Below are 22,425 nucleotides of genomic sequence, written 5' to 3' on the forward strand. Positions count from 1 at the left end.
CAGCGATGATCTCCATCCGCAAGTTAATGCAGGGGATTGCATGAAGATGAGAAATGGCTTGCGTCACCTGACCGGGACGCGAACGGGCCCCGGCTGTCAGCTGACAGCCGGGGCCCGTTGATCCGTGTCAGGCGCCGCGCAGGGTGGCGCCGAAACGCTCGGCGGCCACGGCGACCGCCGCGTCCCGGGCGGCCACCGCCTCCTCCACGGTCAACGTCCGGTCCGGTGCCCGGAAGGTGAGCTTGTACGCCAGCGACCTGCGCCCGGCGCCGAGCTGCTCCGAGGCGTACACGTCGAAGAGCCGCACATCCTCCAGCAGCTCGCCGGCACCCTCGGTGAGGGCGCGCTGCACCTCGGCCGCGGGCACCGTCGCGTCGAGAACCAGCGCCACGTCGATCAGCGCCGGCGGGAAGCCGGAGACAGTCGGCGCGGGCAGCACCGGCGGCGCCGGCACCAGATCGAGGTTCAGCTCCATGGCGCTGGTCCGCCGGGGCAGCTCCAGCGCCGCGACGGCCGTCGGGTGCAGCTCGCCCGCGTGCCCGACGACGGTGCCGTCGACCAGCAGCTCGGCGCAGCGGCCCGGGTGCCACGGCGCGTACTCGGCGGCCCGGACCTCGACCCGGTCCGCCGGGATGCCGGCGGCGGCGAGCACCGTGCGACCGGCCTCGACCGCGTCCGCCCAGCCGGCCACCCGGCCCGGGCCCCACCAACCGGAGAGCTCGACCTCGCCGGTCAGCACCGCGGCGACGTGCCGGGGCTGGTCGGGCACGACCGCGTCGGCGGCGGCGAACTCGGCATCGGTCGGACGCCGGTCCACCCCCATCGCGGGCGGACTACCCGCGCCGGGGCGCGGGTGGAAGACCGCTCCGATCTCGTAGAGCGCCACGTCGCGGTGGCCCCGACCGAGGTTGCGCTTGAGGGTCCCGAGCAGCGGGCCGAGCAGCGTGGTGCGCAGCAGCGGCTCCTCGTCGGAGAGCGGGTTGGCCAGCCGCACCGCCTGCCGACGCGGGTCCTGCTGGGGCAGGCCGAGCAGGTCGGGCAGCTCGGGCGAGACGAACGGGTGGGCCAGCACCTCGACGTACCCGTGCTCGGCCAACGACCGGGCGACCGCCCGGCGCCGACGCTGCTGCCAGGTCAGCCCACGGCCGGCCGGCGCCAGCGGCAGCACCGACGGCACCCGGTCGTAGCCGTCGAGGCGGACCACCTCCTCGACCAGGTCGGCCGGGTCGGTCAGGTCGGGCCGCCAGCTCGGCGGGGTGACGCTCAGCGCCAGCCCGCCCCCGGTGGCGGCGCCGACGGCGCCCGGATCCTCGGCCAGCCGGTCCGCGCCCTGGGCCACGGTGCAGCCGACCTGCTCCAGCAGGGCGACCACCCGCGCCGGCGGGTAGTCGACCCCGATCCGTCGGGTCGGCAGGTCCACCGGCAGGGTCACCGGGGTACGCGGCCGGACGTGGTCGATGTCCAGGATCTCGTCGCCCACGACGCCACCGCCGTACTCGGTGAGCAGCCGCACCGCCCGCTCCAGGGCGACCAACGCCAGGGCCGGGTCGACGCCCCGCTCCCAGCGCTTCGCCGCCTCGCTGAACAGCTTGTGCCGGCGGGCGGTGCGCCCGACCATCACCTGGTCCCAGTGCGCGGCCTCGAAGAGCACGTTGGTGGTGTCGGCGACGACCTCGCTGGTCTGGCCGCCCATCACCGCCGCCAGCGAGATGGGGCCGGTCTCGTCGCAGATCACCATGTCCTCCGGCGCGAGCACCCGCTCGACGCCGTCCAGGGTGGTCAGCTTCTCCCCTGCCTCGGCCCGGCGGACGACGAGAGGCCCGGCGATGCGGTCGGCGTCGAACGCGTGCATCGGCTGGCCCAGTTCGAGCATCACGTAGTTGGTGATGTCGACCGGCAGCGAGATGCTCCGGACGCCGGCGGTGGTCAGCCGCCGCTGCATCCAGCCGGGCGTGGGCGCGGCCGGGTCGACGCCCCGGACCATCCGGGCGGCGAACCGGTCGCAGCCGACCGTGTCGCGCACCTGCACCGGGTACGCCGGCTGCGGGGTACCGCCCGGCGCGGGCGCCAGGCCCGGGTCGCGGAACGGCACACCGAGCGCGTGCGACAGCTCCCGGGCCAGGCCGCGCAGGCTCAGCGCGTACCCCCGGTCGGGGGTGATCTCCAGCTCCAGCACGACGTCGTCGAGGCCGACGACCGGGCGCGCGTCGTCGCCCGGCTTCGCCGGCGTCTGGGCGGGCAGCACGATGATGCCGGAGTGGTCGTCACCGAGGCCCAGCTCCTTGGCCGAGCAGATCATGCCGTTGGAGTTGTGGCCGTAGGTCTTGCGGGCGCCGATGGCGAAGCCGCCGGGCAGCACTCCGCCAGGGAGGATGACCACCACCCGGTCGCCGACGGCGAAGTTACGCGCCCCGCAGACGATCTCCTGCGGTTCGCCGGTGCCGTTGGCGGCGCCCACATCCACCCGGCAGAACCGGATCGGCTTCTTGAAGCCGGTGAGCTCCTCGATCTCCAGCACCTCACCGACCACCAGCGACCCGGTGACGGTCTCCCGCAGGTCCACCGCGGAATCGACCTCGATGCCGAGGTCGACCAGGGCCTGCTCCAGGTCACCGGTGGGCAGGTCGGCGGGGAGGTCGACGTACTCCCGCAGCCAGCTGACAGAAACTCGCATGACTCAGACCACCGTCTCCGTAACTCGTACCCGCATCGTCTACGCCTCGGTCCCGAGCGCCCGGCTGAACCGGACGTCGCCCTCGAAGAGATGGCGGATGTCGCTGATTCCGTGCTGGACCATCAGCGTCCGGTCGATGCCCATGCCGAAGGCGAAGCCGGAGTAGACCTCCGGGTCGATGCCGCAGGCGCGCAGCACCCGGGGGTTCACCATCCCGCAGCCACCCCACTCGACCCACTGGGGACCGTCACGGTGCTCCGGGAACCAGACGTCGAACTCGGCCGACGGCTCGGTGAACGGGAAGTAGTGCGGCCGCCAGCGGGTCTTCGCGTCCGGGCCGAAGATGGCCCGGGCGAAGTGGTCCAGCGTGCCGCGCAGGTGCGCCATGGTGATGCCCTTGTCCACCACCAGACCCTCCGCCTGGTGGAAGACCGGGCTGTGGGTGGCGTCCACCTCGTCGGTGCGGTAGACCCGGCCGGGGCAGATCACGTAGATCGGCGGCTTGCGGCTGAGCATGGTGCGGGTCTGCACGTTCGAGGTGTGCGTGCGCAGCACCAGGCCGGAGCCGTCCGCGGGCGCGACGTAGAAGGTGTCCATCAGTCCCCGCGAGGGGTGGTCGGCGGGAATGTTGAGCGCGTCGAAGTTGACCCACTCCAGCTCGACCTCGGGGCCCTCGGCCACCTCGTAGCCCATCCCGACGAAGAGGTCGCTCACCTGCTCCATCACCGTGGCCAGCGGGTGCCGGGCGCCACGCGGGCGGCGCTCGTGCGGCAGCGTCACGTCGACCCGCTCGGCCACCAGCATCCGCTCGGCGTGTTCGCGCTCCAACACCTCGGCGCGGGCGGCGTAGCCGGCCTCGATCGCCCGGCGGGCCTCGTTGACCCGTTTGCCGGCCTCGGACTTGGCCGCCGGCGGCAGCGCGCCGATCTCCCGGCGGGCCAGTGAGATCGGCGCCCGGTCACCGAGGTGGGACGGGCGTAGCGCGGTCAGCGCGTCCGGGTCACCGGCGGCGGCGAACGCCTTCTCGGCGTCGGCGACGGCCTCGGCCAGGGCGGCCGGGTCGAGCAGGGCGACCTGCTTCGGATCGTACGGATCGTTGCGGTAGCTCATGGCGTACGGGCACTCCCTCACGGCGGCGCCGGCCCTCGCGGGACGGCGAAGCGAGTCTACGGACGCGCGGCTGTGCCGCAGCCCGCCGGTGGGAGTTGTGCAGGGAGCGAGTCAGGCCCGCCGCCCGCCGACACCGGCGGGCTGGCTAAACGAACGCCGTGGCGCGTTCATCGACGACTACTTCTCCCCTGCTGTGCCGTGCGCGTGACCCAGTGGTGGTCATCGCTGTGCTCTGGCTGAAGCGTACAGGCAGACCGCGGCGGCCGCAGCCAGGTTGAGGCTCTCCGCGCGCCCGTGCAGCGGCACCCGGACCCGGGCGTCGGCGGCCTCGGTCAGCGCCGGCGGCAGCCCGTGCGCCTCGGAGCCGAAGAGCCAGGCGGTCGGCGAGGCGAGTCGGCCGGCGTCGGCGAGGTCGTCGAGGTCCGCCTCGCCGTAGCCGGTGGTGGCGAGGATCGAGAGTCCGGCGGCGCGCAGCGCGTCGACCGCCTGGACCGGGTCGGCGGCGCGCACCACGTCGACGTGGAAGAGGCTGCCGGCGGAGGCTCGCACGCACTTGCCGTTGTAGGGGTCGACGGCGTCGCCGGCGAAGACCACCGCACCGGCGCCCGCCGCGTCGGCGGTGCGCAGCACGGTGCCGGCGTTGCCCGGGTCGCGGATCTCGGCGAGCACCGCGACCAGCCGGGGCGCGCCTGCGAGGGCCTGCGCCAGCGGCACGTCGAGGTGCCGGCAGACGGCGACCAGGCCCTGCGGGGCGACGGTCTCGGCGAGGGCGGCCAGCGCGTCGTCGGTCACCTCGGAGACCGGTACGCCACCGCCGGCGGCCAGCGCGGCCAGTTCGGCGTGGCGGTCCAGCGCGGTCGGCGTACCGAACAGCTCGGTGACCACGCCGGGGCGGGCGAGGGCCTCGCGGACGGCCTGCGGGCCCTCGGCGAGGAAGCGGCCGGTGGTGTCACGGTCGCGGCGGCGGTGCAGCCGGCGGGCGGCGACCACCCGGGGCGTACGCGGGGTGAAGAGCACGGTGGCGTTCCCTCGGGCACCAGCGAGGCGCCCCCCAGGGGTCGGTGACGACATGGGGGACGCCTCGGTCAGCCGCAGGGGATCAGGCGGCCTGGGCCGCCGCGCCGCCGGTGCCCTCGGCCGCGACCGCGGCCCGGGCCAGCTCGACGATCGCCGCGAACGCGGCGGCGTCGTTGACGGCCAGGTCGGCCAGGATCTTCCGGTCGACCTCGATGCCGGCCAGCCGCAGACCCTGGATCAGGCGGTTGTAGGTCATCCCGTTGGCGCGGGCGCCCGCGTTGATCCGCTGGATCCAGAGCTGCCGGAAGTCGCCCTTGCGGTCGCGACGGTCCCGGTAGGCGTACTGCATCGAGTGCAGCACCTGCTCCTTGGCCTTGCGGTACAGCCGGGAGCGCTGACCGCGGTAGCCGCTCGCGGTCTCCAGCAGGGTACGGCGCTTCTTCTGGGCGTTCACAGCCCGCTTGACGCGTGCCATCTCAACTCCTTCTTACGTCGGGTGGCGCGCGTCAGCGGCCGAGCAGCTTCTTGATGCGCTTGACATCGGCCTTGGCCAGCACGACCGTGCCGGTCAGCCGCCGGGTCTGGGTGGATGGCTTCTTCTCCAGGTTGTGCCGGAGGCCGGCCTGCTGGGCAACGATCTTGCCCTTGCCGGTCACCTTGACCCGCTTACCCATACCCGTGTGGCTCTTCATCTTCGGCATGTGGAACGTCTTCTCCCCTGTTACTCGCCGCTGTTGTCGGCGACTGCGCCGGTCTCACCGGCTGCTGCGGTCTCGCCGGTCGCCGGGGTCTCGCCGGCTGCCGGAGCGGCGGACTCGTCCGCGGCCCGGTCCCGGGGCCCACCGCGGGACGCCGTGGCGGCGACCGCGGAGGCCTTGACGGCCCGGTGCGGAGCGAGAACCATGATCATGTTTCGGCCGTCCTGCTTCGGAGCGGCCTCGACGTATCCCAGGTCCGTGATCTCGGATTCGAGCCGGCGCAGGAGCCGGTAACCCAGCTCCGGGCGGCTCTGCTCGCGACCGCGGAACATGATCGTCACCTTGACCTTGTCGCCCGCCTTGAGGAACCGCACCACGTGACCCTTCTTGGTCTCGTAGTCGTGCGGGTCGATCTTCGGCCGGAGCTTCATCTCCTTGATGACGGTCTGCTGCTGGTTACGCCGCGCTTCGCGCGCCTTGAGTGCGCTCTCGTACTTGAACTTGCCGAAGTCCATGAGCTTGCACACCGGCGGGCGCGCCATCGGCGCAACCTCGACCAGGTCCAGATCGACGTCCGCGGCCAGCTGAAGGGCGCGCTCCAGCGGGACAATGCCCACCTGCTCACCCTCGGGGCCGACCAGTCGGACCTCACGTGCCCGGATCTGCTCGTTCACGCGTGGTTCGACGCTGATGGGGCCTCCTCGAGTCGAGTGTCTGCTCTGTGCCGACCCCGCGGCCCCCGGGTGGGAGCCGAGCCGGAAAGCAGAAGGCCCCGGCACATGCCAGGGCCCGCTCGACCGGTCGGCACGATCACAGGATCGCGCATCCGGTGCCGGGACGTGCCCGGAACCGGGGACCGGACCCGGCCACCGTGGTGGCGACGCGGGTGGGAGCAGGCGCTCCACTTTCATGGCTGCCGGGTCACGTGCGGACTTGCTCGCACGAGAAGACAGCCTGGTCGACTCGACAACACTACACCCTGCGCCGACTCACCCCCAAACCGGGCGGGAACGGGACGGGTCAGCGGCCGGTGGCGCCCTCGCCGAGCCGTGCCAGGTGTGCCTGGTGCAGCCGGCGCAGGGCGCGGACGCCCTCGACGGCCAGCTCCTTGTCGGCGGCCTGGAGGGCGACGATCGGCAGCAGGTCGTCGTCGTGCAGCTCCAGGCTGGCCCACGGGGCGCCCCGGTCGAAGCGGACCCCCCGGACGACCTCCCACGGCAGCTCGTAGGAGCCGAGCACGTTGCGCACCCGGACCCCCCGCGCGTCGGCCTCGACCCGGGGCCGGGTGAAGAGCAGGAAGCCGAGCGCGCCGAGGACGCCGAGGCCGACCATGGCGATCTGGTCGCCGCGCTGGAAGGTGCCGTAGCCGTTCCCGGTCGGGCCGCTGAGCGAGGTGGCCACCGCGGTGAAGACCACCAGCAGGACGGCCGCCGAGGACCAGCAGACCACCCGGATACGGCGGGGCCGGAGGCGGATCAGCTCGGGTTCACTCACCCCACCAGTCTGCCATCCGGCCCCGCCGGGCCGGTCACCGCCACACGGGCCGGCTCAGAGCCGGCAGGCGTGGATGTTGGTGACCAGGATGGCCCGGGCGCCGAGCTCGTAGAGCTCGTCCATGATCCGGTGCACGTCGTCGCGGAGCACCATGGCCTGCACCGCGACCCAGCCCTCCCGGTGCAGCGGCGAGACGGTGGGCGACTCGATGCCCGGGGTCAGCGAGCTGGCCCGGTCCAGCAGACCGGCCGGCACGTCGTAGGCGAGCATCACGTAGCGGCGGGCCACCAGCACCCCGTGCAGGCGGCGCAGCAGCTGCGCCGCCTGCGGGTGCGCCGGCGCGTCGGCCCGGCGGACCAGCACCGCCGACGAGCGCAGCAGCGGCTCGCCGAAGACCACCAGCCCGGCCTGGCGCAGCGTCGCGCCGGTTTCCACCACGTCGGCGACCACGTCGGCGACGCCGAGCCGGACGGCGTTCTCCACCGCCCCGTCGAGGCGGATCACGTCGGCCTTCACGCCCAGCTCGGCGAGGTGCCGCTCGACCAGCCCCGGGTACGCGGTGGCGATCCGGTGCCCGCCCAGCTCCTGGACGGAGTCGGTGGCGTCGGGGCGGGCCGCGAAGCGGAAGGTGGCCCGGCCGAAGGCGAGGTCCACCACCTCCTCGGCGGGCGCGCCGGAGTCGATCAGCAGATCCCGGCCGGTGATGCCGAGGTCGAGGTCACCGGAGCCGACGTAGGTGGCGATGTCCTTCGGGCGCAGATAGAAGAATTCGACGTCGTTCGGCTCGTCCCGGCAGACCAGGTCCTTCGGGTCGGTGCGCTGGCGGTAGCCCGCCTCGCGCAGCATCTGGGCGGCCGGCTCGGCCAGAGTGCCCTTGTTGGGGATGGCGACACGCAGCATGACGGAGTGCTCCTTGCAGTCGATTCAGATCAACGACGGGGCGCACTCACAGATGTCGGTAGACGTCCTTGAGCTCCAGACCGGTCGCGAGCATCAGCACCTGGGTCTGATAGATCAGCTGGGAGATCTCCTCGGCGGCCCGTTCCCGACCCTCATGCTCGGCGGCCATCCACGACTCGGCCGCCTCCTCGACGACCTTCTTGCCGATGAAGTGCACGCCCCGCTCGAGCGCGGCGACCGTGCCCGAGCCGGGAGTGCCGGCGGCGGCCTTGGCCTGCAGCTCGGCGAACAACTCCTCGAACGTCTTCACACCGCGATTCTTCCAGCCGCCCCGACGGCCCGGCTCCGCCGGGTCAGATCCCGCTCACCCAGCGGGACCGGCCGGGCGAGCGCCCGCCGGCGGGCGCCGCCGCCCGGCAACGGAGCCGCATCGTTCCGGCGACAATTCCCTACCTAGTTGGTGGGACACCCTTCGGAACGTCGCCGCGCCCGTCCTACGCTGTCCGCCATGGGACGCAGCTCACGTACCGTCGCGCTCACCGCCGCCACCGCCGCCCTGCTCGCGGTCGCCGGCTGCGCGCCGCAGGACGACGAATCCCCCACCGACACCGCCAGCAGCGGCGCGGCCTCCTGCAACAAGGAGAGCCTGCGCACCCGCACCCCGGGCAAGCTCACCATCGCCACCGACGAGCCGGCGTACGAGCCGTGGTTCCGGGAGAACAAGCCGGAGAGCGGCGAGGGCTTCGAGGCCGCCGTGGCGTACGCGGTCGCGGAGAAGCTCGGCTACGCCCGGGCGGACGTCACCTGGACCCGGGTCAAGTTCGACACCGCCATCGCCCCCGGCCCGAAGAACTTCGACTTCGACATCAACCAGTTCTCCATCACCGAGGAACGCAAGCAGGCGGTCGACTTCTCCGCCCCCTACTACCTGGTGCGGCAGACCGTGATCGCGCTGAAGTCGTCGAAGATCGCCGGCAGGACCGCGCTGGCCGACCTGCGCGACGCCAAGCTCGGGGCCCAGGTCGGCACGACCAGCTACCAGGCGATCACCGACGTGATCAAGCCGACGGTCGCGCCGCAGGTCTACAACAGCAACGACGACGCCAAGAAGGCCCTGCAGAACGGCCAGCTCGACGGCCTGGTCGTGGACCTGCCGACCGCGTTCTACATCACCGGCGCGGAACTCACCGACGCGACAATCGTCGGGCAGGTGCCGCAGGTCGGCACCCCGGAGGCGTTCGGGCTGCTGCTGGACAAGGGCTCCCCACTCACCGGCTGCGTCAGCGGCGCGGTCGGCCAACTCACCGAGGCCGGCACGCTCACCCAACTGGAGCAGAAGTGGCTCGCCCAGGTGGCGGGGGCGGCCGAACTCCGGTGAGCCTGCTGCACCACACCCCCTCGGTGGCCCAGCGGCGCCGGGCCGCGTACCGGCGTCGTCAGACGACGCGCAGCGTGCTGATCGCCGCCGCCTCCACGGCGGTGCTCGGCACGCTGCTCGTCGTCGCGGTCACCGGCGCGCCGGGCTGGGAGCGGGTCCGTGAGTCGTTCCTCGATCCGGCGATCGCCCGCGACGCCCTGCCGGACGTGCTGGCCGGGCTCTGGCTGAACCTACGGCTGCTGGTCTGCTGCGCCGCCGGAGCGCTGCTGCTCGGGCTGCTGATCGCGCTGCTGCGGACGCTACGCGGGCCGGTCTTCTTTCCGGTCCGGGCGCTCGCGACCGGCTACACGTACACCTTCCGCGGCCTGCCGCTGATCATCGTGCTCTACCTGCTCACCCTGGGCGTGCCCGGGCTGCGGTTGCAGGGCATGCCGCCGGTGCTGGTGCTCGGCGGGCTGGCGCTGGTGCTCACCTACGGCGGCTACCTGGCCGAGGTGTTCCGTGCCGGCATCGAGTCGGTCCACCCGAGCCAGCTCGCCGCGGCCCGCTCGCTGGGCCTGACCTACCGGCAGACCATGCGGCACGTGGTGCTGCCGCAGGCCGTCCGGCGGGTCGCGCCGCCGCTGCTCAACGACGTGGTGGCGCTGCAGAAGGATGTCGGGCTGGTCTCCCTGGCCGGGCCGATCGACGCGGTACGCGCCGCCCAGATCGCCACCGCGGAGACCTTCAACTACACCCCGTACATCGTGGCCGGGGTGCTGTTCGTGCTGCTCGCGATCCCGCTGATCGCGGTCACCGACTGGGTGACGCTGCGCTCGGCCCGACGCCAGTCCGGAGGCTGACATGGCCCTGCTCACCTGCCGGGGACTGCGCAAGGAGTTCGGCGACCACGTGGTCCTCGACGACCTCGACCTGACCGTCGACGAGCACCAGGTGGTGGCTCTGATCGGCGCGTCCGGGTCGGGCAAGTCGACCCTGCTGCGCTGCGTCAACCTGTTGGAGGAGCTGGACGACGGGGTGATCGAGCTGGACGGGGAGGAGATCTCCGACCCCCGGGTGGACCCGGACCGGGTACGCCGGCGGATCGGGATGGTCTTCCAGTCCTACAACCTCTTCCCGCACCTGTCGGTGTTGCAGAACATCACGCTCGCCCCGACGCGGGTGCACCGGCGGGCCCGGGTCGAGGCCGAGGCGCAGGCCCGGGAGCTGCTCGACCGGGTGGGGCTCGGCGCGAAGGCGGACGCCTACCCGGACCGGCTCTCCGGCGGCCAGCAGCAGCGGGTGGCCATCGCCCGCGCGCTGGCGAACTCGCCCCGGCTGATGCTGCTCGACGAGGTGACCTCCGCCCTCGACCCGGAGCTGGTCGGCGAGGTGCTCACCATGATCCGCGATCTGAAGGCGGACGGCATGACGATGGTGCTGGCCACCCACGAGATGGGGTTCGCCCGGGAGGTCGCCGACCAGGTCTGCTTCCTCGACGGCGGGCGGGTGGTGGAGGCCGGGCCGCCCGCCCAGGTGCTGGGCGACCCGACGCAGCCACGGACCCGACAGTTCCTCAAGCGGATCATCGAAGCCGGCCGGCTCTGACCGTACGAGCCGGCCGGCGGGCGGTCAGCCGCCGAAGCCGACCCGCTGGCCGTTGCTCGACGCCACGCCCCGGATCGCCAGGGCGGCGTCCAGCGCGGCCACGGTGGCCGCCCAGCCCTTGTCCTCCGCCGAGTCCGGCAGCCCGGCCCGGTCCCGGGCCTGCTCGATGGTGTCCACGGTGAGCACGCCGTGCGCCACCGGCTTCCCCTCGTCCAGCGCGATCCGGGTCAGCCCGTCGGTCACCGACCGGCAGACGTAGTCGAAGTGCGCCGTGGAACCGCGGACCACCACGCCGAGCGCGACCACCACGTCGCAGCGGCGGGCTAGGGCCTGGGCCACCACCGGCAGCTCGACCGAGCCGGCCACCCGGGCCACCACCGCCCGGGCGCCGCACGCCTGTGCCGCGGCGATCGCCCGGTCGAGCATGTGATCGGTCAGCTCGCCGTGCCACCGGGCAGCGACCACGCCGACGGTCAACCCGGCCGCGTCCACCGGGGCCGTCGCCGGTTCGCCAAATCCCGCCATCACTTCGCTCCTATCTCGTCACCGGCGGCCAGCCGGGCGGCCGGCGCCTCGGTGACCTCGTCCAGTTCGTCCAGCAGATGCCCCATCCGGTCCCGCTTGGTGCGCAGGTACCGGACGTTCTCCGGGTGCGGGCGGATCGGCAGCCCCTCCCGGCCGGTGATGGTCAGGCCGTACCCCTCCAGGCCGGCCCGCTTCGCCGGGTTGTTGGTGAGCAGTCGCATCGACCGCACCCCGAGGTCGTAGAGGATCTGCGCGCCGGTGCCGTAGTCCCGGGCGTCGGCCGGCAGGCCGAGGTCCAGATTGGCGTCCACGGTGTCCCGGCCCCGGTCCTGCAACTGGTACGCCTGCAGCTTGTGCAGCAGCCCGATTCCCCGTCCCTCGTGCCCGCGCATGTAGAGCACCACGCCGCGCCCCTCGCGAGCCACCCGGGCCAGGGCGGCGTCGAGCTGGGGGCCGCAGTCGCAGCGCAGCGAGCCGAAGACGTCGCCGGTCAGGCACTCGGAGTGCACCCGCACCAGCACGTCCTGCCCGTCGCCAAGGTCACCGAAGACCATCGCGACGTGCTCGGCCGGGTCGTGCGCGCTGCGGTAGCCCAGCGCCCGGAACACCCCGTGCTCGGTCGGCATCCGGGCGTCGGCGACCTGCTCGACCTGCTTCTCGGTCCGCCGCCGGTAGGCGATGAGGTCGGCGATGGTGACCAGCGTGAGCGAGTGCTCGGCGGAGAACTTCTCCAGGTCCGGCAGGCGCATCATGGTGCCGTCGTCGTTGACCAGCTCGCAGAGCACGCCGGCCGGCTGCAGGCCGGCCAGCCGGGTGAGGTCGATGGCGGCCTCGGTGTGACCGGCGCGGCGCAGCACCCCGCCCTCGCGGGCGCGCAGCGGCACCACGTGGCCGGGACGGGCCAGGTCGGTCGGCCCGGTGGTCGGGTCGGCGAGCAGCCGGATGGTGTGCGCCCGGTCGGCCGCCGAGATGCCGGTGCTGACCCCCTCCCGGGCGTCGACGGTCACCGTGTACGCGGTGCCCCGCCGGTCCTGGTTGGTGTGGTGCATCGGCGGCAGGTCGAGCCGGTCGGCCTCGCTCTCGGTCAGCGGCACGCAGACGTAGCCCGAGGTGTAGCGGACCATGAACGCGAGCAGCTCCGGCGTCGCCAGCTCTGCGGCGAAGATCAGGTCGCCCTCGTTCTCCCGGTCGGCGTCGTCGACCACGACGACCGGCCGGCCGGCGGCGATCTCCGCCAACGCCTCCTCGATGGTCGCAAAAATGCTCATGCCAGCACTCCGCTTCGCTCCGTGCCGTCATGAGGCACCAAGGGACTGGACCTGATGATTCGCTCGCTACGCTCGCTCATGCCACAGCCTCCGTGTAGGTGGGCGGGATCGGGGTGCGGGCCGGTCGCAGCACCCGCGAGGTGCGCCACCAGCTGACGAAGCCCCAGACGCAGAAGGCGCCGTAGACGAGGTACATGGCGGCCGACGGATAGAACCCGCCGCGCAGCAGCAGCGGCACGCCCACCGCGTCCACCGCGATCCAGACCAGCCAGAACTCCACCCAGCCCCGGGCCATGCCGTAGGTGGCGAGCAGGCTGCCGACGAGGATCCAGGCGTCCGGCAACGGCCCCCACGAGCCGAGCGCGGCGAGCAGCGGGTACGCGGCTGCGGTGCCCAGCGCGGCGGCCGCCAGCAGGGCCAGCCGCTCCCGGCCGGTGGCCCAGCGCGGCGCCACCGCGCCCCGGTCCGGCACCACGCCGAGCCGGCGGGTACGCGACCAGCGCCACCAGCCGTAGACGCTGACGGCGAAGAAGAAGACCTGCCGACCGGCCTGCCCGTACAGGTCGTGCGCCTGCGGGGTCGCGAACACCCCGCCGAGGAAGACGGTGAACAGCAGCGCGTTGCCGACCATTCCGACCGGCCAGGCCCAGACCACCCGGCGCAGGCCGAGCACCGCCGAGGCCAGCCCGAAGACGTTGCCGACGATCTCCCGGAGCAGCACCGGCGAGCCGGCGACGCTCACCTGCGTGTCGAGCAGCCAGTGCAGCGGGCCCATCAGGCCACCTCGCCCACCGGCGCGGCGCCGTCCACCGCGCCGGCCTGCGCGGGAGCCGCGTCCGCCGCCGCAGCGTCGGGCCCGCTCGGCGAGCCGACGGCCCGGTCGCCGAGCAGCCGCTCGACGTACTTGGCGAGCACGTCCACCTCGAGGTTGACCGGGTCACCGACGCCGCGGGCACCCAGCGTGGTCAGCTTCAGCGTGGTCGGGATCAGGCCGACCGAGAACCAGTCCGGTCCGACGCCGGCGACGGTCAGCGACACGCCGTCGACGGTGATCGAGCCCTTCTCCACCACGTACCGGGCGAGCGCGTCGGGCAGCCGGAACCGGAGCGTCTCCCACTGCTCGGCCGGCTCCCGGGAGAGCACCTCGCCGACGCCGTCCACGTGGCCCTGCACCAGGTGCCCCCCGAGCCGGCTGCCCAGCGTGGCGGCCCGCTCCAGGTTGACCGGGTCACCCGCGCGCAACGCGCCCAGCGCGGAGCGGCGCAGCGTCTCGCCCATCACGTCGGCGGTGAAGATGCCGCCGTCGACGTCCACCACCGTCAGGCAGACGCCGTTGACCGCGATGGAGTCGCCGTGCCGGGCGTCGGCGGTGACCAGCGGGCCGCGGACGGCGACCAGCGCGGAGTCGCCCGCGGTGGCCGTCACCTGGACGACCTCGCCCAACTCCTCGACGATGCCGGTGAACATGTCAGCCCTCCCTCTTTCGGGGCAGCGCGGTGATCCGTAGATCCGGACCGATCTGCGTAACGTCGATGAACTCCAGATCGATGGCCTCGGCGATGGTGCTCACACCCGCGTCGACCAACGCGGCCGGTCCGGCGCCGAGCAGCCGCGGCGCGACGTAGCCGACGATCTTGTCGATCAGCCCGGCGGCGAGGAACGCGCCGGCCAGCCGGGGTCCGCCCTCCAGCAGCACCGCGCGGATTCCACGCTGGTGCAGCGCCGCGAGCAACGCCGGCAGGTCCACCCCGCCGTCCGGGCCGGCGCCGACCTCCTTGGCGGTGGCGATCCAGGTGCGGGCGGCGCCGTCGCGGACCCGCGCGTCGTCGGGCGTACGCCCGGCGCTGTCCACCACCACTCGCAGCGGCTGCCGGATGGCCAGGCTGCCGTCGCGCAGGTTACGGGCGGTCAATCGAGGGTCGTCGGCGAGCACGGTGCCCACCCCGACGACCACCGCGTCCACGGTGCCGCGCAGCGCGTGCACGTCGATCCGGGCCGCCTCCGAGGTGATCCACATGCTGGTCCCGTCGGCCGCCGCCGACCGGCCGTCCAGCGTCGCCGCGTACTTCCAGATCACGTACGGCCAGCCCCGGCGCATCGAGGTCAGCCAGGCGACGTTCCCGGCCTCGGCCTCGTCGAGGCGCACGCCGGCGTCGACCCGGACCCCGGCGGAGCGCAGCGTGGCCGCGCCGCCCGAGGCGACCGGGTTCGGGTCCGGTACGGCGATCACCACCCGGGCCACCCCGGCCTGGATGAGGGCGAGGCTGCAGGGACCGGTGCGACCGGTGTGGTCGCAGGGTTCCAGGGTGACCACCGCGGTGCCGCCCCGGGCCCGCTCACCGGCCTGGGCGAGCGCGACGATCTCGGCGTGCGGCCCGCCGGCGTACGCGTGGAAGCCCTCGCCGACGACCTCGCCGCCGGCGTCGAGCAGCACGCAGCCGACCACGGGGTTGGGGCTGGTGGTGCCGAGCCCGCGCGCGGCCAGCTCGATCGCACGACGCATCGCCTCGTCGACGGAGACGCTCGTCATCGCCGGTGACCCTGCCCTCTCACTCGCCGTTGCACGCGCGGGCGGTCAGGGAGGCGGCGGCCATGGGGCCGCGGACGTGCGGCGGCGGATTCCGGGAACGGCACAGCCGCCCCGGGGGGGTCGGCACGGCACGCTGAAGCCAGCGGTCGGCTCGGACCCGTCCGTCCCGCGCGCTGTCTCCCATCCGGACTTTCTGGGCGCGGACGAACCGCCCCCAACCGTCGGCCCTGGGTTCTCACCAGGTCCACCGGGCGGCAGAGCCGTCCGGGTCGCGGGCTGACCACAGCCAGGCTGTGGATCACCGCCGGTTCGGAATTACACCGAGTCCCGCCAGCGCGTGGTGGGTACACCGGAAGTCTTACACGCCGAGCGGGGGGTGGTGCCACCGAGGCGAGCTACTTCACAGCAGAGCGCCACGATCATGTGACGCCGCGGCGCCGGTCCACGGCGACGTACGACCCGGGTTGGCTCTTGGCCACCGTCTTCATCTCGCTGGCGACCGCGATCGCCTCGAGCGGGTCGGTGAAGCGCTTGTCGGCGGCGGACAGGGACACCCCGATCGAGAGGGTGACCAGCGCGGCCCGGCGGATGTTCCCGCGCCGGTCCTTGAGCTCGACGAAACCGCGCTCCCGGTCGTTGGGGTCGTAGAGCGTGTCGGCGGCCTTCTCGAAGTCGACCACCGCCCGGGAGGTCAGCTGCCGGACCTGGTCCGGGGAGCAGACGATCACGAAATCGTCGCCGCCGACGTGCCCGAGGAAGGCCGGCGGCAGCCCCACCGAGACCACCGCCCGGTGCAGACTGCGGGCCAGCGCCGAGATGAAGTCGTCGCCGCGGACGAAGCCGTACCGGTCGTTGACGCTCTTGAACCGGTCGATGTCGATGTAGCCGACCGCGTAGTCCGACCCGCTGCGCACCCGGTCGGCGATCTCCCGCCGGATCCGGCTGTTGCCGGGCAGCCCGGTCAGCGGGGAGACCTCCCGGAACTCCTTGTTGCGCCGCAGGGTGGAGCTGACCCGGGCGACCAACTCGGCGGTGTCGAAGGGCTTGACCAGGTAGTCGTCGGCGCCGGCGCTGAGCCCGTGCACCTTGTCCACGGTCATCCCCTTGGCGGTCAACATGATCACCGGCAGGGCGGAGGTCATCGGGTCGGCGCGTAGCCGCCGGGTCAGCTCCAGACCGTCGATCCGGGGCATCATCAGGTCGACCACGGCGAGGTCGGGCCGCTGCCGCTCGATCACCTCCAGCGCCTCCTGGCCGTCGCTGGCGTGGATCACCTCGAAGCCGTGCAGCCGCAGGTTGAACTCGACGAAGCGCGCGATGTCCGCGTCGTCGTCGACGACCAGGATGACGTCCGGGCGCTCCTGCGCGGGGTCCACCTCAGGCCCCGGCGATCGCGCGTTCCGCGAGTGCCCGCAGCCGGCGTACCGCCTCGGCCGGGTCGTCGGCGCCGTAGACCGCGGTGCCGGCCACGAAGGCGTCGGCACCGGCCGCGGCGGCCTGCTCGATGGTGTCGGCGGCGATCCCGCCGTCGACCTCGATGCGCAGCTCGAGGTGGCCGGCGGCCACGTGCCGGCGGGCGGCGCTGACCTTCTCCAGCAGCTGCGGCAGGAAACGCTGCCCGCCGAAGCCGGCCTTGATCGTCATGATCAGCAACGTGTCGAAGCTCGGCAGCAGGTCGAGGTACGGCTCGATCGGGGTGTCCCGGTCGATCGCCAGACCCGCCTTCGCCCCGGCCGAGCGGAGGTCCTTGGCCAGCGCCACCGGGTCGTCGCACGCCTCCGCGTGGAACGTGACGTTGTACGCCCCGGCGTCGGCGTAGCCGGGGGCCCAGCGCCGCGGATCCTCGATCATCAGGTGCACGTCGAACGGGATCTGGGTCACCGCCCGCAGGCTCTGCACGACCGGCAGCCCGATGGTCAGGTTCGGTACGAAGTGGTTGTCCATCACGTCGACGTGTAACCAGTCCGCGGCGTTCTCGACGGCACGGACCTCATCGGCGAGGTGGGCGAAATCGGCGGCCAGGATGCTCGGCGCGACGATCGGCGGCGGTACGGTCACGGGGCCAGTGTACGAACGTGGCGATCCGCCGCCGGCACCACCGCACCACCGGAGACGCGCTGTGACCCAGCAGTGACCAGTGGTGCAGAATTGGCCGGTCCGGACCGACGTTTCCGGACGAAGAGACATTTGCGACTGGCCGAACGACGGGAACCCGACGAGACTCCAACAGGGACGGTGACGGGCGTGCTCCACCGCCGGCGGGGTGCGACCGGCCGGGCGGGGAGGTCACCGGCTTCCGGGAAGGGCGGACGATGCGACGGTGGCTAGGGACGCTGGCGCTTGCCGGCGCGGCGACGGTCCTGCTGGCCGGCTGCCTGCAACCACACGGCGCCGACGGTGACCTGGTGGACGACTGGCCGGCGATGCGGGCCCCGGCGCTCTTCGTCCCGGCCACCGACACCTGCCTGCCCCGGATCACCCCGGTCGTGCAGGCGAGCACCTACGAGACGGTGGCCTGCTCCCGCAACCACCTGGCGGAAGCCATCCACGTCGGCACGATCGGCGGACTGCCCGCCGGTCCCCGGCCGGAGCCCGGCTCGTCGGCGCTGCGCACCGCACGGGCCGAGTGCGACCAGCGGGCCCGCGAGGTGCTCGGCGGCGACTGGCACTCCGCCCGGCTCACCCTGAACATCGCGCTCCCCACCGCCACGGCGTGGGACGCCGGGGCCCGCTGGTTCCGCTGCGACCTGAGCGAGACCGACAGCATCGACAACACCCGCCCGGTCAACCGCACCGGCAGCCTGCGCGGGGCGATGATCGGCGACTCGCCGCTGATCCACCGCTGCTTCGACCCGAAGCTGATCGGGGAGAACCTGAACTACATGGCGCCGGTGCTCTGCACCGAACCGCACCGGGCCGAGTTCGTCGGCGTCTACGTCGAGCGGGACATGAGCTGGGCGCAGTTCACCGCCGCGCCCGATCAGGCGCACCGGCGCTGCATGGCGCTGATCGCCGCGTTCGCCGCGGTACCCAACAACAGCGACCTGCCCTACCGGGCGGGATCCATCTACTACCCACCGTCGAAGCGGGAGTGGGAGGAGGGCGACCGGGGGGTGCGCTGTTTCCTGTGGAGCGACGACCGGAAGCTGACCCGGTCGATGCGCGGAGTCGGCCCGCAGGGACTGCCCGCGATCTGAGCGCCGGTGCCGTATGCTGCTGCGCCGTGGCGCAACCGGTCGACGATCGCCGGTGGACGTGACCACGGTCGGCGGGGAGGTCGGCGGATGCGACGGTGGTGGGCGGCGGTCGCCGTGGCCGCGGCGGCGGTGCTGGGGGTCGCCGGGTGCGCCCCGGCCGGCCTGGACGCGAACCTCACCGACGACTGGCCGGCGCTCGCCGCGGCCGAGACGTTCGTTCCGGACCCCGGGGTGTGCCACGTCGGCCTGCAGGACGTCGGTTACCTGACCGCGTACAACCCGGTGGACTGCGCGCAGCCGCACCGCGCCGAAACCGTGCACGTCGGGACGCTGACGGGGGCGAACGCCGAACGGTCCACTCCCCCGCCGGCAGGCTCGGCGGCGCTGCGTGCCGCCCGTACGGAGTGCGACAAGGCGGCCAACGAGCTGCTCGGCGCCGATTGGCGCTCCGGTCGGCTGGGGCTGGGCGTGGTGCTGCCCTCCAGCGCCGCCTGGACCGGCGGCGCCCGCTGGTTCCGCTGCGAGCTGACCGAGTACGAGAGCATCGAGGAGAGCGGCGCGGTCTCGCGCACCGGCGGCCTGAAGGGCGCGCTGACCGGCGCCGCCCCGCTGGCCCACCGCTGCTTCAACCCGAAGATCAGCGGCGACGACATCCGGGAGATGATCGCGGTCTCCTGCACGGCGAAGCACCACGCCGAGTTCGTCGGGATCTACCAGGCGCCCGACATCAGCTACGCCGAGTTCACTCGGACCACCCTGCGCACCCACAAGGCGTGCCGCAAGGTGCTCGCCGGCTACGCCAAGGTGCCGGACAACAGCGACCTGCAGTACCGGGCCGGCACGATTTTCTACCACCCGTACGAGCAGGAGTGGCGCAACGGCAACCGCGGGGTGCAGTGCTTCCTGTGGGTCAGCGACCGCAACCTCACCCGCTCGATGAAGGGCGCCGGCAGCAAGGGCCTCCCGGTCACCTGACGCCCCCTGCACGAGTCGAGGGTGGCCGCCCCGCGTGGGGTGGCCACCCTCGACTCGCAGCGGCAGCGGTCAGCCGCGGCGCAGCATCGCGAGGAACATCGCGTCGGTGCCGTGGCGGTGCGGCCACAGCTGGGTGGTCGGCCCGTCGCCCAGGCCCGGCATGCCGGCCGGCAGCAGCGGCCGGGCGTCGACGAAGTCCACCGGCACCCCGGAACGGCGCGCCGCCTCGGTCACCGTCACATGGGTCTCGACGGTGTGCGGCGAGCAGGTGACGTAGGCGACCAGGCCGCCGGGACGCACCGCGCGCAGCGCCGCGCCGAGCAGCTCGCGCTGCAACCGGGTCAGCGGCGGCAGGTCGGAGGGCTGCCGCCGCCACCGCGACTCAGGCCGCCGACGCAGCGAACCCAGGCCGGTGCAGGGCGCGTCGACCAGCACCCGGTCGAAGTGGTCCTCCGGCAGCTTCGGATCCTGCCCGACGGTGCGACCGTCGGTGTGCAGCACGGTAACCGGCAGCCCCCGGGTGGCCTGGGCGACGAGCCGGGCCCGGTGCTCGGCCACCTCGACGGCGGTCACCCGGGCGCCGCGCTGGGCGGCGAGGGCGCCGAGCAGCCCGGCCTTGCCGCCGGGGCCGGCGCAGAGGTCCAGCCAGCGTTCGTCCGGGCCGTCGAGGGGCGCCACCGCCAGCGCGTTCGCTACCAGCTGCGAGCCCTCGTCCTGGACGTGGGCACGACCCTCGACCACCGCCGCCAGGTCGCCCGGCGCGCCGCCGGGCAGGTAGACGGCGTACGGCGAGAAGGCGCCCGGGGCGCCGCCGACCTCGTCGGCCAGCTCGACCGGGTCGATCAGGCCCGGCCGGGCGCAGAGGTGCACCGGCGGGCGCTCGTTGTCCTCGATCAACAGCCGGGTGGTCTCGCCGAGGTCGCCGCCGAGCGCCTCGGAGAACGCCCGCACCACCCACTGCGGGTGGCTGTAGGCCAGCGCGAGGTGCCCGACCGGGTCGGTCTCCATGCTCGGCGCGAGCCGCTGCACCCAGGCGTCGGCGTCGCGGCTGGAGACCTCCCGCAGCACCGCGTTGGCGAAGCCGGTGGCGCCGGGGCCGACCGACCGGACCAGGTCGACCGTCGAGGAGACGGCCGCGTGTGCGGGAACCCGGGTGTGCAGCAGCTGGTACGCCCCGAGCCGCAGCGCGTCGCGGACCGGCGGGTCGATGCGCTGCACGTCACGCTCGGCGGCGGCGGTGAGGATCGCGTCGAGCGTGCCGAGGTGGCGCAGGGTGCCGTAGGTCAGTTCGGTGGCGAACGCCGCGTCCCGACCGAACAGTCCCTCCTCGCGCAGGATGGCGGGCAGCACCAGGTTGGCGAACGCGTCGTCCCGGTGCACCGCGGCGATCGCCTGGTACGCCGCCTGCCGGGGCAGGTCCACCGTCGGCCGGCCGCCCCGGCCGACACGTCGGTCGACGCCGGTGCGGGCGCCCCACCGGGCTCCCCCGGCCGACCGCTCGCCGCCGCTTCGCCGGTCACCGCGGTCCGGCCGCGCCGGGCCGGTCACGCGAACACCTCGCCGGTCGCGACCCGGACGCCACGCGCCCAGTCGGTGGCCGGCATCGCCCGCTTTCCCGCCGCCCGGACCTCGCCCAGCCGCACCGGCACGGTGCCGGTGCCGGCCAGCACCTCGGACTTCTCCACCCGCAGCTCACCCGGCTTGAGGTCCGGTCCGTTCGCGACGGGGGTGACCGTGCCGAGCTTGACCCGCTCGTCCCGGAAGGTCGTCCACGGGCCGGGTGCCGGCGTGCACGCCCGGATCCGCCGGTCCACCGCGAAGGCCGGGTCGGCCCAGCGCACCCGGGCGTCCTCCACGGTCAGCTTCGGTGCCAGCGACACCCCGTCGGCCGGCTGCGGCTCGGCCCGGGCGGTGCCGTCGGCGATCGCGTCGAGGACCGCCACCAGCAGGCCGGCGCCGGCCTTGGCCAGCCGCTCCAGCAGGTCACCGGAGGTGTCGGCCGGGCGGATCTCGTCGGTCAGGGTGCCGTAGACGGGGCCGGTGTCCAGCCCCTCCTCCAACTGGAAGACGCTGGCCCCGGTCAGCTCGTCACCGTGCAGCACCGCGTGCTGCACGGGTGCCGCACCACGCCAGGCCGGCAGCAGCGAGAAGTGCAGGTTGACCCAGCCGTGCCGGGGGATCTCCAGGGCCGCCGGCGGCACGAGCGCTCCGTAGGCGACCACCGGCACGCAGTCCGGGGCCAGCTCGCGCAGCCGCGCCAGGAACTCCGGCTCGCGCGGGCGGGCCGGGGTGAGCACCTCGATGCCGTGCTCGTCGGCCCATTCGCCGACCGGGGAGCGGGAAAGGCCACGGCCACGCCCGGCGGGCGCGTCGGGCCGGGTGAGCACGGCGACCAGCTCGTGCCGGGAGGCGGCGACGGCGGCCAGCGCCGGAACGGCGACGGCGGGCGTACCGGCGAAGACAACGCGCATCGGGCCGGTCACCGGCCCAGACCGAAGGGGCTGTCCGCCGTGTGCGGGTTGAGCTTGACCACCGGCGGGGCCGCCGCGTCGTACCACTCGGCCTGACGGATCGCCTTCATCGCTTCCTTCCGGCCGGCCGGGTCTAGCCGGTCGACGAAGAGCACCCCGTCGAGGTGGTCGGTCTCGTGCTGCACGCAGCGGGCCATCAGCCCGGTGCCGACGATCTGCAGGGGGTCGCCGTAGCCGTTGAAGCCCTTGGCGATGACGTTCTGCCGGCGCTTGGTGTCGAAGTAGAGCCCGGGAATCGAGAGGCAGCCCTCCGGGCCGTCCTGCTCCTCGACGTCGGGAAACTCCAGCACCGGGTTGACCAGGTGACCGAGGACGTCGTCGACGTCGAAGGTGAAGACCCGAAGGCCCACCCCGAGCTGCGGTGCGGCCAGGCCGGCGCCGTTCTGCTCACGCATGGTGTCGGTCAGGTCGGCGACGAGCCGGCGCAGCTCGGCGTCGAAGTCGACCACCGGATCGGCCGGCGTGCGCAGCACCGGATCCCCAAACAGACGGATGGGCTGGACGGTCACGCGGGACGGCTCCTTCAGGGGTGGGACAACCG

The 22,425-nt window shown here is 73.3% G+C and carries 24 protein-coding genes and 1 riboswitch; of the genes, 5 read left to right on the top strand and 19 right to left on the bottom strand.

Annotated features, from left to right (window positions below):
- Positions 1 to 127: 127 nt before the first annotated feature.
- From pheT to ACIP9D_RS04295, 9 genes are all read right to left on the bottom strand, one after another.
- Positions 128 to 2,674, bottom strand: coding sequence for a phenylalanine--tRNA ligase subunit beta (gene pheT, locus ACIP9D_RS04255; RefSeq protein WP_350870915.1), 2,547 nt, complete (start codon positions 2,672 to 2,674; stop codon positions 128 to 130).
- A 39-nt stretch (positions 2,675 to 2,713) separates the two neighbouring features.
- Positions 2,714 to 3,784: a phenylalanine--tRNA ligase subunit alpha gene (gene pheS / locus ACIP9D_RS04260; RefSeq protein WP_350870917.1), complete on the bottom strand. Its 1,071-nt coding sequence runs from the start codon at positions 3,782 to 3,784 to the stop codon at positions 2,714 to 2,716.
- A gap of 219 nt (positions 3,785 to 4,003) precedes the next feature.
- A complete protein-coding gene (locus ACIP9D_RS04265) occupies positions 4,004 to 4,855 on the bottom strand; it encodes an RNA methyltransferase (protein WP_350870920.1) in 852 nt (283 codons plus the stop codon).
- Positions 4,856 to 4,883: 28 nt separating this feature from the next.
- Positions 4,884 to 5,276: a 50S ribosomal protein L20 gene (gene rplT, locus ACIP9D_RS04270; RefSeq protein WP_030335718.1), complete on the bottom strand. Its 393-nt coding sequence runs from the start codon at positions 5,274 to 5,276 to the stop codon at positions 4,884 to 4,886.
- Positions 5,277 to 5,307: 31 nt separating this feature from the next.
- Positions 5,308 to 5,502 carry a 50S ribosomal protein L35 gene (gene rpmI, locus ACIP9D_RS04275; RefSeq protein ID WP_007458415.1) on the bottom strand — a complete coding sequence of 65 codons (195 nt, stop codon included), beginning with the start codon at positions 5,500 to 5,502 and terminating at the stop codon, positions 5,308 to 5,310.
- Between the two features lie 20 nt (positions 5,503 to 5,522).
- Positions 5,523 to 6,173, bottom strand: coding sequence for a translation initiation factor IF-3 (infC, locus tag ACIP9D_RS04280; protein ID WP_350870923.1), 651 nt, complete (start codon positions 6,171 to 6,173; stop codon positions 5,523 to 5,525).
- Positions 6,174 to 6,519: 346 nt separating this feature from the next.
- A complete protein-coding gene (locus ACIP9D_RS04285; RefSeq protein ID WP_350870926.1) occupies positions 6,520 to 6,993 on the bottom strand; it encodes a PH domain-containing protein in 474 nt (157 codons plus the stop codon).
- Between the two features lie 54 nt (positions 6,994 to 7,047).
- Positions 7,048 to 7,893 (bottom strand): ATP phosphoribosyltransferase, encoded by an 846-nt coding sequence (gene hisG / locus ACIP9D_RS04290; protein WP_350870929.1) that lies wholly within the window; start codon positions 7,891 to 7,893, stop codon positions 7,048 to 7,050.
- Positions 7,894 to 7,939: 46 nt separating this feature from the next.
- A complete protein-coding gene (locus ACIP9D_RS04295) occupies positions 7,940 to 8,203 on the bottom strand; it encodes a phosphoribosyl-ATP diphosphatase (RefSeq protein WP_350870932.1) in 264 nt (87 codons plus the stop codon).
- 198 nt (positions 8,204 to 8,401) lie between these two features.
- Here ACIP9D_RS04295 and ACIP9D_RS04300 point away from each other — a divergent pair, with 198 nt between their 5' ends.
- Genes ACIP9D_RS04300 through ACIP9D_RS04310 form a run of 3 tightly spaced genes read left to right on the top strand, consistent with a single transcriptional unit; the run spans position 8,402 to position 10,858 of the window.
- Positions 8,402 to 9,271, top strand: coding sequence for an ABC transporter substrate-binding protein (locus tag ACIP9D_RS04300; protein WP_350870935.1), 870 nt, complete (start codon positions 8,402 to 8,404; stop codon positions 9,269 to 9,271).
- A complete protein-coding gene (locus ACIP9D_RS04305) occupies positions 9,268 to 10,113 on the top strand; it encodes an amino acid ABC transporter permease (RefSeq protein ID WP_350870938.1) in 846 nt (281 codons plus the stop codon). The genes ACIP9D_RS04300 and ACIP9D_RS04305 overlap by 4 nt, the downstream gene beginning before the upstream one ends.
- Before the next feature lies 1 nt (position 10,114).
- The gene (locus ACIP9D_RS04310) at positions 10,115 to 10,858 is read left to right on the top strand and encodes an amino acid ABC transporter ATP-binding protein (protein WP_350870941.1); all 744 of its coding nucleotides are present in this window, start codon (positions 10,115 to 10,117) and stop codon (positions 10,856 to 10,858) included.
- Between the two features lie 24 nt (positions 10,859 to 10,882).
- On the opposite strand, the gene ribH is transcribed toward ACIP9D_RS04310, so the two are convergent.
- The 7 genes from ribH to rpe form a co-directional block, all read right to left on the bottom strand.
- Positions 10,883 to 11,383, bottom strand: a complete 501-nt coding sequence (ribH, locus tag ACIP9D_RS04315; RefSeq protein WP_350870944.1) for a 6,7-dimethyl-8-ribityllumazine synthase — start codon at positions 11,381 to 11,383, stop codon at positions 10,883 to 10,885.
- Positions 11,383 to 12,651 carry a bifunctional 3,4-dihydroxy-2-butanone-4-phosphate synthase/GTP cyclohydrolase II gene (locus ACIP9D_RS04320; protein WP_350870946.1) on the bottom strand — a complete coding sequence of 423 codons (1,269 nt, stop codon included), beginning with the start codon at positions 12,649 to 12,651 and terminating at the stop codon, positions 11,383 to 11,385. Before ACIP9D_RS04320 ends, ribH begins: the two co-directional genes overlap by 1 nt.
- Positions 12,652 to 12,727: 76 nt before the next feature.
- The gene (gene pnuC, locus ACIP9D_RS04325; protein WP_350870949.1) at positions 12,728 to 13,426 is read right to left on the bottom strand and encodes a nicotinamide riboside transporter PnuC; all 699 of its coding nucleotides are present in this window, start codon (positions 13,424 to 13,426) and stop codon (positions 12,728 to 12,730) included.
- Entirely contained in the window at positions 13,426 to 14,118 is a 693-nt protein-coding gene (locus ACIP9D_RS04330) for a riboflavin synthase (RefSeq protein ID WP_350870952.1), read from the bottom strand. Before ACIP9D_RS04330 ends, pnuC begins: the two co-directional genes overlap by 1 nt.
- 1 nt (position 14,119) lies before the next feature.
- The gene (gene ribD, locus ACIP9D_RS04335; protein ID WP_350870955.1) at positions 14,120 to 15,181 is read right to left on the bottom strand and encodes a bifunctional diaminohydroxyphosphoribosylaminopyrimidine deaminase/5-amino-6-(5-phosphoribosylamino)uracil reductase RibD; all 1,062 of its coding nucleotides are present in this window, start codon (positions 15,179 to 15,181) and stop codon (positions 14,120 to 14,122) included.
- Between the two features lie 168 nt (positions 15,182 to 15,349).
- Positions 15,350 to 15,520, bottom strand: a riboswitch (FMN riboswitch).
- Between the two features lie 80 nt (positions 15,521 to 15,600).
- Positions 15,601 to 16,665: a response regulator gene (locus ACIP9D_RS04340; protein WP_350870958.1), complete on the bottom strand. Its 1,065-nt coding sequence runs from the start codon at positions 16,663 to 16,665 to the stop codon at positions 15,601 to 15,603.
- Complete coding sequence (gene rpe, locus ACIP9D_RS04345) at positions 16,559 to 17,239, bottom strand: ribulose-phosphate 3-epimerase (protein WP_350870961.1); 681 nt, start codon at positions 17,237 to 17,239, stop codon at positions 16,559 to 16,561. Before rpe ends, ACIP9D_RS04340 begins: the two co-directional genes overlap by 107 nt.
- A gap of 254 nt (positions 17,240 to 17,493) precedes the next feature.
- Here rpe and ACIP9D_RS04350 point away from each other — a divergent pair, with 254 nt between their 5' ends.
- Together ACIP9D_RS04350 and ACIP9D_RS04355 are read left to right on the top strand one after the other, a co-directional pair.
- Positions 17,494 to 18,378 (top strand): septum formation family protein, encoded by an 885-nt coding sequence (locus ACIP9D_RS04350; RefSeq protein WP_350870963.1) that lies wholly within the window; start codon positions 17,494 to 17,496, stop codon positions 18,376 to 18,378.
- 87 nt (positions 18,379 to 18,465) lie between these two features.
- Entirely contained in the window at positions 18,466 to 19,353 is an 888-nt protein-coding gene (locus tag ACIP9D_RS04355; protein WP_350870966.1) for a septum formation family protein, read from the top strand.
- Positions 19,354 to 19,422: 69 nt separating this feature from the next.
- On the opposite strand, the gene ACIP9D_RS04360 is transcribed toward ACIP9D_RS04355, so the two are convergent.
- From ACIP9D_RS04360 to def, 3 genes are read right to left on the bottom strand one after another with little or no spacing between them, the layout of a single operon-like run.
- Positions 19,423 to 20,943, bottom strand: a complete 1,521-nt coding sequence (locus tag ACIP9D_RS04360) for a transcription antitermination factor NusB (RefSeq protein WP_350871154.1) — start codon at positions 20,941 to 20,943, stop codon at positions 19,423 to 19,425.
- Positions 20,898 to 21,824, bottom strand: a complete 927-nt coding sequence (gene fmt / locus ACIP9D_RS04365) for a methionyl-tRNA formyltransferase (RefSeq protein WP_350870968.1) — start codon at positions 21,822 to 21,824, stop codon at positions 20,898 to 20,900. Before fmt ends, ACIP9D_RS04360 begins: the two co-directional genes overlap by 46 nt.
- An 8-nt stretch (positions 21,825 to 21,832) precedes the next feature.
- Positions 21,833 to 22,393 (bottom strand): peptide deformylase, encoded by a 561-nt coding sequence (gene def / locus ACIP9D_RS04370; RefSeq protein ID WP_350870971.1) that lies wholly within the window; start codon positions 22,391 to 22,393, stop codon positions 21,833 to 21,835.
- Positions 22,394 to 22,425 lie beyond the last annotated feature (32 nt).

The organism is Micromonospora sp. NPDC093243 (assembly GCF_044753725.1).
In the GTDB taxonomy this organism is placed as follows: Bacteria; Actinomycetota; Actinomycetes; order Mycobacteriales; family Micromonosporaceae; genus Micromonospora.